The following is a 5,884-nucleotide window of genomic DNA, read 5'->3' as shown; positions in this document are numbered from 1 at the left end:
CCCCACGTTCACTCCCTCGAGACGGTGCCGCAGCTCTCCGACCGAGCGACCACCGAGCCGACGACGGACGCTAGTCCGACGGACCGCCGTCGACTACTTCCGGGTCCGGTACGTCCTCCGGCCTCGGCTTGCCCTTCGACGTCCACTCGTCGTACGCGCCCCTCAGCTGACCCTCCGCGTCCTCACCTATGCTCTCGACCCACTCCGCATCGTCAAGATACTCCGGCGCCTTCCAGATCGGGAGTAGCGGGGAGCCGCAACACTCTCCCGAGCTCGAGGACGTCGCCGACCGTCCATCGGGATCGCCCCCGTCCGCGACCACCGGCGACGGGTCAGACGACGTCGGCGATCGCGAGACCGACCCCGATCCAGCTCCCGAGCTCGAGCTCGACGAGAGTGGCGCCGGCGTGGGACCCGTCGAACGCGGGTCCGGGTGATGATGGTCGCACCCACATCCCCCCGGCTCGCTTCCCTCGCGATCCTCCGGCGCTGGCGCGTCGCACGTCGGCCGCTGGAAGTCTACGCCAAGCACTTGGTACGATATATCCCGGAGCGCCTCTACGCCCTTCTGCTCGGCCCACATCGGCGCCCCGTAGTTGTGCAACTCACCGAACCCGCGCATCGCCACCCGATACCCGCTCTCGCTTTCCATGAGTCCCGCGTGAGACAAGCAGTACGCCGTCACCTTCGCGAGCTCCTCTATCCCGTAGATTGAGACGTTCGAATCGCCCGGCGTGATTCGGTGAACGACTATCCCCGTCTCCGCTTCGATCGACTCCGTCACCACTCCCGAGACCGTATCAGACAGTACGATCGCATGGAAGTGCGGCGCATAAACCAGATACTCCTCTACGATCCCTTCCCACGACCGCCCTTCACTTTCAGCGAGCTCGAGGACGTCCTTCCAAGTCAGCTCCCCGTCACCCGAGCTGTGACCCATCACGTCGCCCCGGTGTTCCTTCGCGATCCGCCACGGGTGATACACGATCAGCCCCGTGTCTACGAACACCTTCTGTAACAGCGACTTGACGACGTCGAACCCCCGACCGAGTGCGTCCTCCGAATCGAACCGGAGCCCGATGTCGGCCATCGACACCGTGACGTGATGGAAGAACGGCCCGCCCTTCGCCGTCTTCGGTCGCTTCGACCGGAGCCCCTCGAGCTTCCCGATCCACTTCTTGGCGCGGTGGAACGCCCACGACTGCCAGCAACGCGGACACCGCGAGCGCCGGCACGTCGATCCGACAGTAGTCGTGTGTCCGCACCCCTCGTCACGACAGAACATCGGGACGTCCTCACCACAGTCGTCACCGAGCTCTCCCGTCCCCGGAATCGGCCCCTTCGGGAGTTCGTCGTCGAACGACCGAGCATCCGGCTCTCGAGACATGATGTGATCGACGTCCGACGGATCAGCGTCCTCCCGGATCGTTACCCGGCGACGTCCGTCCGGCCCGTCCGTCTCGAAGCAGATCCCGCCACGCGAGCGCGACCGAGCTCGCTTCGACGTCGGATCAGCTCGCGTCGTCATTCGCGATCGCCCCCGTCGCCCCCGCGACGGTCGCGACCCTCGAGGCGATCAGCGCCCCCGTCAGCCCGTTCGTTCTCTCTCTGTTCTCGCGTCGTCGTCGTGTTCTCTGTCGTCATTTTGGGGATAGCGTCGTCGAGAACGTGGAATCCGTACGCTTCCCCGAGAGGCAGACGAGCGAAACTGATTTGTCGGCGCCGGTCGAATCAGTAGCCGTCCAAAGGGTCGGGACTTACGTCCTTTCGGACCGTCCTTCTTCCCGAAGGGCGTACTTGCACTCCACGCAATTCAGGGAGGGTCGCCGGATGCCAGTCCGGTCCTCCCGTTCGGTTCAACACTCCCGAGCCGCGGCCGTCGCGATCGCGGTCGGGAGACCGTCTCGAGCGTTGTGTTCTACCGTTCGTTTACGTGTTAGATCAATCCGTCTTAACTTTTCAGGTGTTATTTGTCGCAACCTCCCGAGCGTGATTAAGGCCAGCCACCGCGCCAGAGTGTACCTCTCGGTACGTAACGCAGTTGTGACAGTGGTGTACGACGTCGTCGCGATCGCCGAACACTCGAGCGAAACGGNCCGCGCCAGAGTGTACCTCTCGGTACGTAACGCAGTTGTGACAGTGGTGTACGACGTCGTCGCGATCGCCGAACACTCGAGCGAAACGGTCCGATACCGGAGCCCCACAGTCGAGACACTCGACCGTCACTCGGCACCACCGTCCTCGAAACCGTCGCCGGCGCCGGCGCGATCCGTGTGCCACCGCGCTTCCTCGACTAGCGCCCCGACCGACGCGAGGAGCCCAACGACCAAGAGGAGCTGCTCGAGGAGACCGAGCTCGGGACTCATTCGCCGTCCACTCGCCAGTAGACGACGGTTCGGCCGGGCTTTCGTTTGTCAACTACTCCGCGGTCGTACAGCCGTGTGAGTTTCTGCCGGGCGGCCTCGGTCGTACAGTCGAGAGCGTCAGCGACGTCGCTCGAGGTGACTACCGGCCCCCTGACGTCGTCGAAAACCTGAAGAACGTCCTCGAGCCCGACCGTTTCGACGTACTGACCGGTATCGTCGCGTTCGCGAGTCATACCGGCCGCTTGTGTGTCGGTGTTCATGGCTCTGTTGGCATATCCAAATAGGGAGCGGTGGGTGAAAAGCCTATTGGATAGAACCAATTGGCCACAGAAAGAAGGAGAAGGTTTAAGTCCATTTGGCCACTACCAATAGGTAGAGACAGACCGGCCGCTCGAGGCGATCAACGTCTCGGAGAATCGCCCCGGTGGTAGGACACCGCGGCGGTCGGCTGTCTTGGAATCAACAACCATGTCGACCTACGAACGAACCGCGGTTGAATCTGACGGAGAACCGAGCAACGAACCCACCGCCCGCGAGACCCTCGACGACAGCGAGATACTCGAGAGCGAGGACGTCGACCCGTGGAAGGGACCATTCCCGGAGTACAACAAGTACGGCGGCCTCACCGGTTTCTCGTACGTCCGCTGTCGCGACTGTGGTCGAGAGGTCCTCACCGGCCGCAAGGAGTTCACGAGCCACCGAGACGGGTGCCGCTTCGGTGACGACGACTGATGGAGCTCGCTACCTCCATGATCGGCGCCGGCGTGTTGCTGATCGCCGTCTCGGCGATCGCCCACGCTACCGAGCTCGCGATCAGCCCTCTCCTCGAGGAGAGCCACCGGTGACCGGCCGGCCGACCTGCCCGCGCTGTGACGAGCCGATCGTCTCCGTGACCGTTCTCGGACCGAGCGAGGCGATCGTTGCTCCGTGCGGCCACACGATGCCGGCGGCCGCTCTCCCCGAGCTCGGTGACGACGTCGAGTGAATCGGGAGGGCGCTACCGGAACCGCGTTTTGCTGAACGATTCCGATACCTTCCCGACCCGTTCATCTAACTGGCCGATCCGGTCCACGAGATCATTGATCGCCTCGGCGAGTTCCGGGTTGCTCTCCTTCGCAGTCGGTCCTTCGCCGCTATTCTTGATGGCCTTGGCTCGCTCCTCGAGGTCGTCGGCGCGCGACTTGAGCTGTCGATACCGCTGTGTGACCGGGCCACCCTCAATCGTGTTCGCCTTCGATCCCCGGCCACTCTGTCTCGAGCGGCGGTCCGCGATTGCCTCGAGCGTGCTGGTGTCTGGTGTCATTTTTACAGAGTTCCGAACGACTGCTTTTCTTCCACCTCGAGCGCCGCCTTCAGTGCCTCGAGGTCCGCCGCGTTCTCGTCGACCTTCGCTGAGAGATAAGCGGCCCACTCCGGCGCATCAGGGAAAGCCTCGAGAAACGTTTCGGCGTAGTCCTCGTACTGCTCGACGTCGTCCTCAATGTCATTCTTGAGGAACTCTCGAGCGGCGTCAGCGTTTCCTTTCCCAATTTCCTCGCGAAGAACCTCGTTGCGGTCTCCTCGAGGGATCGCCTCGTCGAACGCTTTACTTCTGCTCTCCCCATCCTCCGCCGCTTTCTCGTCGGGGTCGGAGACCAGCTGACCGCGCCCCCACACGTCACTTGTCGTTCGTCCATTTCGTCCATTCTCGTCGTCGTTGTTGGTGTTTCCGCTCATAAGTCGTGTTTACTGATTGTGCCAGAGAGGGCTAGTAGACCCCCCTCCCGGCACTCGCGTCCGAATCGTCGGTGAGATGCTTGTCGTTCCCGTCAACGCCGGCACGCTGGTTGCAACCAACGTTACTGCCGCCGTCCGTTCCTTCGGTCGACCCGTCAAGATCGCCCTGTGCCTCGAGAAGATCCAGCGCTCGGGAGACGTGGCCCGCGATCGATTCAACCGCGTCCTCGAGCTCCGCCACCCGCTCCTCGAGTTCCTCGAGGCGATCGGCGTCGTCACCGGCGCCCTGATCGCGACCGGCGTCGCCGGTCCCGTCGAGATAGTCCCCGACGGTCTGCTGCTTGCCGCTCATCGAGACCTCCGCGGGACCTGGCGCCGGCGCTGGCAATATTTCCCTCCCCTCACTCGGATGTAAACCGCTGTGTGGTATTCTTTGGTCGGGCGGTTCAGGGAAAATAACGACCGGAGCCCGCGCTGTCCGGCGGTTTCCGCTAGATCGGGCCTTCCACGACGCCTACCCCTACAGGCGGGCCAGTGTAGGCCTCCCGTCACGGCCTCGCCTCGCTCTCGAGGTCACCGTCGGCACCGAGGAACTCCTCGAACGCCTCGCTGTCCGTGAGAACCAAGAGCTCATTGGCCTCGTCGTGCGTGACGTCGCCGAGGATCGATCGACAGGCGTGAACGATCGTTTGCCCCTTCGTTGGTCGGAACCCGAGCCGGTCGGCCAGCGCCTCTTGAGCCTCGTCAACCGCCGGCTTGTGAGACGGTCGGAGTGAGACGGTCGTTTGATCGCTCATAGGTGGCGGTCGACCCCGGTCAGGGCCCCTCCCATATATAATTTAGGTACTATTTCAGTAACCAACGTCGCCGGCGACGCCCGCGAGGACGTTCCGGCCGGCCGATCGCCTCGAGGTACCGGTGGCGATCGACGTCACTCCCGCCGAGCCTCTCCTCCCCACCCTACCGGAAACCGTTGGGCACGATTCTTTGGCCGACCGGTTTGTGGGAAATAACGTCAGGCCCCGGCGCTGTCGAGCGGGTGCCGCTAGATCGGGACGTCCACGGTGCTACCCCTTCCAACTGCACCGGCGTAGCCCAACCGTCGCGACCTCACTCGCTCTCGAGCTCGATCCGACCGCGAGCGGCACCGGCCCCGACCGCACCGCGACGCGCGCCTCCCGCCGGTCGGCGCGCTGGCAGGATAAGCATCCCCCGCGTGTGAACGGGGCGCTTCGCGCCCCTCGGGAATCCAGTATCGACGTCCTACGAACACCCCTTCATTCGCTCCCGATCCCGACGTCGACCAACCGAGCCCGAGCCCCCGACCGAGACGAGAGCGACGTCGATCGCGAGGAACGCGGGGCCGGTGTAAGAGGAAAGCAGTAGCAGCCCTACGAACACCCCTTCATTCGCTCCCCTCGAGACGGCACCGACCGGCCCGATCGCGACGTCGACCGGCCCGGCTTGAGAGCGGGATCAGGCCGGCGACGCCACCGACCTCGAGGAACTCAGTGGCCGAGTAAGAGGAAAGCAGTAGCAGCCCTACGAACACCCCTTCATTCGCTCCCGGTCTCGACGTCGATCAACCGAGCTCGAGAGCCGGACCGAGACGGCGATCGGCTCCGCTCGAGCGCTAGACTGGATCGGTGACGCCGGCGGCCGGGAGAAACACGGTGGCCGGGCTAGAGGAAAGCAGTAGCAGCCCTACGAACACCCCACGTTCACTCCCTCGAGACGGTGCCGCAGCTCTCCGACCGAGCGACCACCGAGCCGACGACGGACGCTAGTCCGACGGACCGCCG

Annotated in this window: 10 protein-coding genes; 2 read left to right on the top strand and 8 right to left on the bottom strand. The window is 64.1% G+C overall.

Going from position 1 to position 5,884, the window contains the following annotated elements; all coding sequences use genetic code 11:
* Positions 1–70: 70 nt before the first annotated feature.
* From C492_RS23265 to C492_RS00430, 4 genes are all read right to left on the bottom strand, one after another.
* Positions 71–1,090 (bottom strand): hypothetical protein, encoded by a 1,020-nt coding sequence (locus C492_RS23265; protein WP_160166957.1) that lies wholly within the window; start codon positions 1,088–1,090, stop codon positions 71–73.
* An 869-nt stretch (positions 1,091–1,959) separates the two neighbouring features.
* Positions 1,960–2,226: a DUF7563 family protein gene (locus tag C492_RS26000; protein WP_152424773.1), complete on the bottom strand. Its 267-nt coding sequence runs from the start codon at positions 2,224–2,226 to the stop codon at positions 1,960–1,962.
* Positions 2,223–2,366: a hypothetical protein gene (locus C492_RS24065; protein WP_160166956.1), complete on the bottom strand. Its 144-nt coding sequence runs from the start codon at positions 2,364–2,366 to the stop codon at positions 2,223–2,225. Before C492_RS24065 ends, C492_RS26000 begins: the two co-directional genes overlap by 4 nt.
* A complete protein-coding gene (locus tag C492_RS00430) occupies positions 2,363–2,599 on the bottom strand; it encodes a hypothetical protein (RefSeq protein WP_008419468.1) in 237 nt (78 codons plus the stop codon). Before C492_RS00430 ends, C492_RS24065 begins: the two co-directional genes overlap by 4 nt.
* A gap of 235 nt (positions 2,600–2,834) precedes the next feature.
* Here C492_RS00430 and C492_RS00425 point away from each other — a divergent pair, with 235 nt between their 5' ends.
* Positions 2,835–3,098 (top strand): hypothetical protein, encoded by a 264-nt coding sequence (locus C492_RS00425; protein ID WP_008419467.1) that lies wholly within the window; start codon positions 2,835–2,837, stop codon positions 3,096–3,098.
* A gap of 109 nt (positions 3,099–3,207) precedes the next feature.
* The gene (locus C492_RS24060; protein WP_160166955.1) at positions 3,208–3,351 is read left to right on the top strand and encodes a hypothetical protein; all 144 of its coding nucleotides are present in this window, start codon (positions 3,208–3,210) and stop codon (positions 3,349–3,351) included.
* A gap of 12 nt (positions 3,352–3,363) precedes the next feature.
* Here the strand turns inward: C492_RS24060 and C492_RS00420 are convergent, their stop codons facing one another.
* From C492_RS00420 to C492_RS00405, 4 genes are all read right to left on the bottom strand, one after another.
* Positions 3,364–3,669, bottom strand: coding sequence for a hypothetical protein (locus C492_RS00420; RefSeq protein WP_008419466.1), 306 nt, complete (start codon positions 3,667–3,669; stop codon positions 3,364–3,366).
* A gap of 2 nt (positions 3,670–3,671) precedes the next feature.
* Positions 3,672–4,082: a hypothetical protein gene (locus C492_RS00415; RefSeq protein ID WP_152424772.1), complete on the bottom strand. Its 411-nt coding sequence runs from the start codon at positions 4,080–4,082 to the stop codon at positions 3,672–3,674.
* A 31-nt stretch (positions 4,083–4,113) separates the two neighbouring features.
* On the bottom strand, positions 4,114–4,434 hold the full coding sequence (locus C492_RS00410; RefSeq protein WP_008419464.1) for a hypothetical protein: 321 nt from the start codon (positions 4,432–4,434) through the stop codon (positions 4,114–4,116).
* A 196-nt stretch (positions 4,435–4,630) separates the two neighbouring features.
* The gene (locus tag C492_RS00405) at positions 4,631–4,879 is read right to left on the bottom strand and encodes a hypothetical protein (protein ID WP_008419463.1); all 249 of its coding nucleotides are present in this window, start codon (positions 4,877–4,879) and stop codon (positions 4,631–4,633) included.
* Positions 4,880–5,884: the final 1,005 nt, after the last annotated feature.

The organism is Natronococcus jeotgali DSM 18795 (genome assembly GCF_000337695.1).
In the GTDB taxonomy this organism is placed as follows: Archaea; Halobacteriota; Halobacteria; order Halobacteriales; family Natrialbaceae; genus Natronococcus; species Natronococcus jeotgali.
This window is presented reverse-complemented; position numbering and strand designations above follow the sequence as displayed.

Coding starts and splice junctions, on each gene's coding strand:
- C492_RS00405 (WP_008419463.1), bottom strand. CDS start 4,879: ATGAGCGATCAAACGACCGTCTCACTCCGACCGTCTCACAAGCCGGCG.
- C492_RS00430 (WP_008419468.1), bottom strand. CDS start 2,599: ATGACTCGCGAACGCGACGATACCGGTCAGTACGTCGAAACGGTCGGG.
- C492_RS00410 (WP_008419464.1), bottom strand. CDS start 4,434: ATGAGCGGCAAGCAGCAGACCGTCGGGGACTATCTCGACGGGACCGGC.
- C492_RS24065 (WP_160166956.1), bottom strand. CDS start 2,366: ATGAGTCCCGAGCTCGGTCTCCTCGAGCAGCTCCTCTTGGTCGTTGGG.
- C492_RS00425 (WP_008419467.1), top strand. CDS start 2,835: ATGTCGACCTACGAACGAACCGCGGTTGAATCTGACGGAGAACCGAGC.
- C492_RS00420 (WP_008419466.1), bottom strand. CDS start 3,669: ATGACACCAGACACCAGCACGCTCGAGGCAATCGCGGACCGCCGCTCG.
- C492_RS23265 (WP_160166957.1), bottom strand. CDS start 1,090: ATGGCCGACATCGGGCTCCGGTTCGATTCGGAGGACGCACTCGGTCGG.
- C492_RS00415 (WP_152424772.1), bottom strand. CDS start 4,082: ATGAGCGGAAACACCAACAACGACGACGAGAATGGACGAAATGGACGA.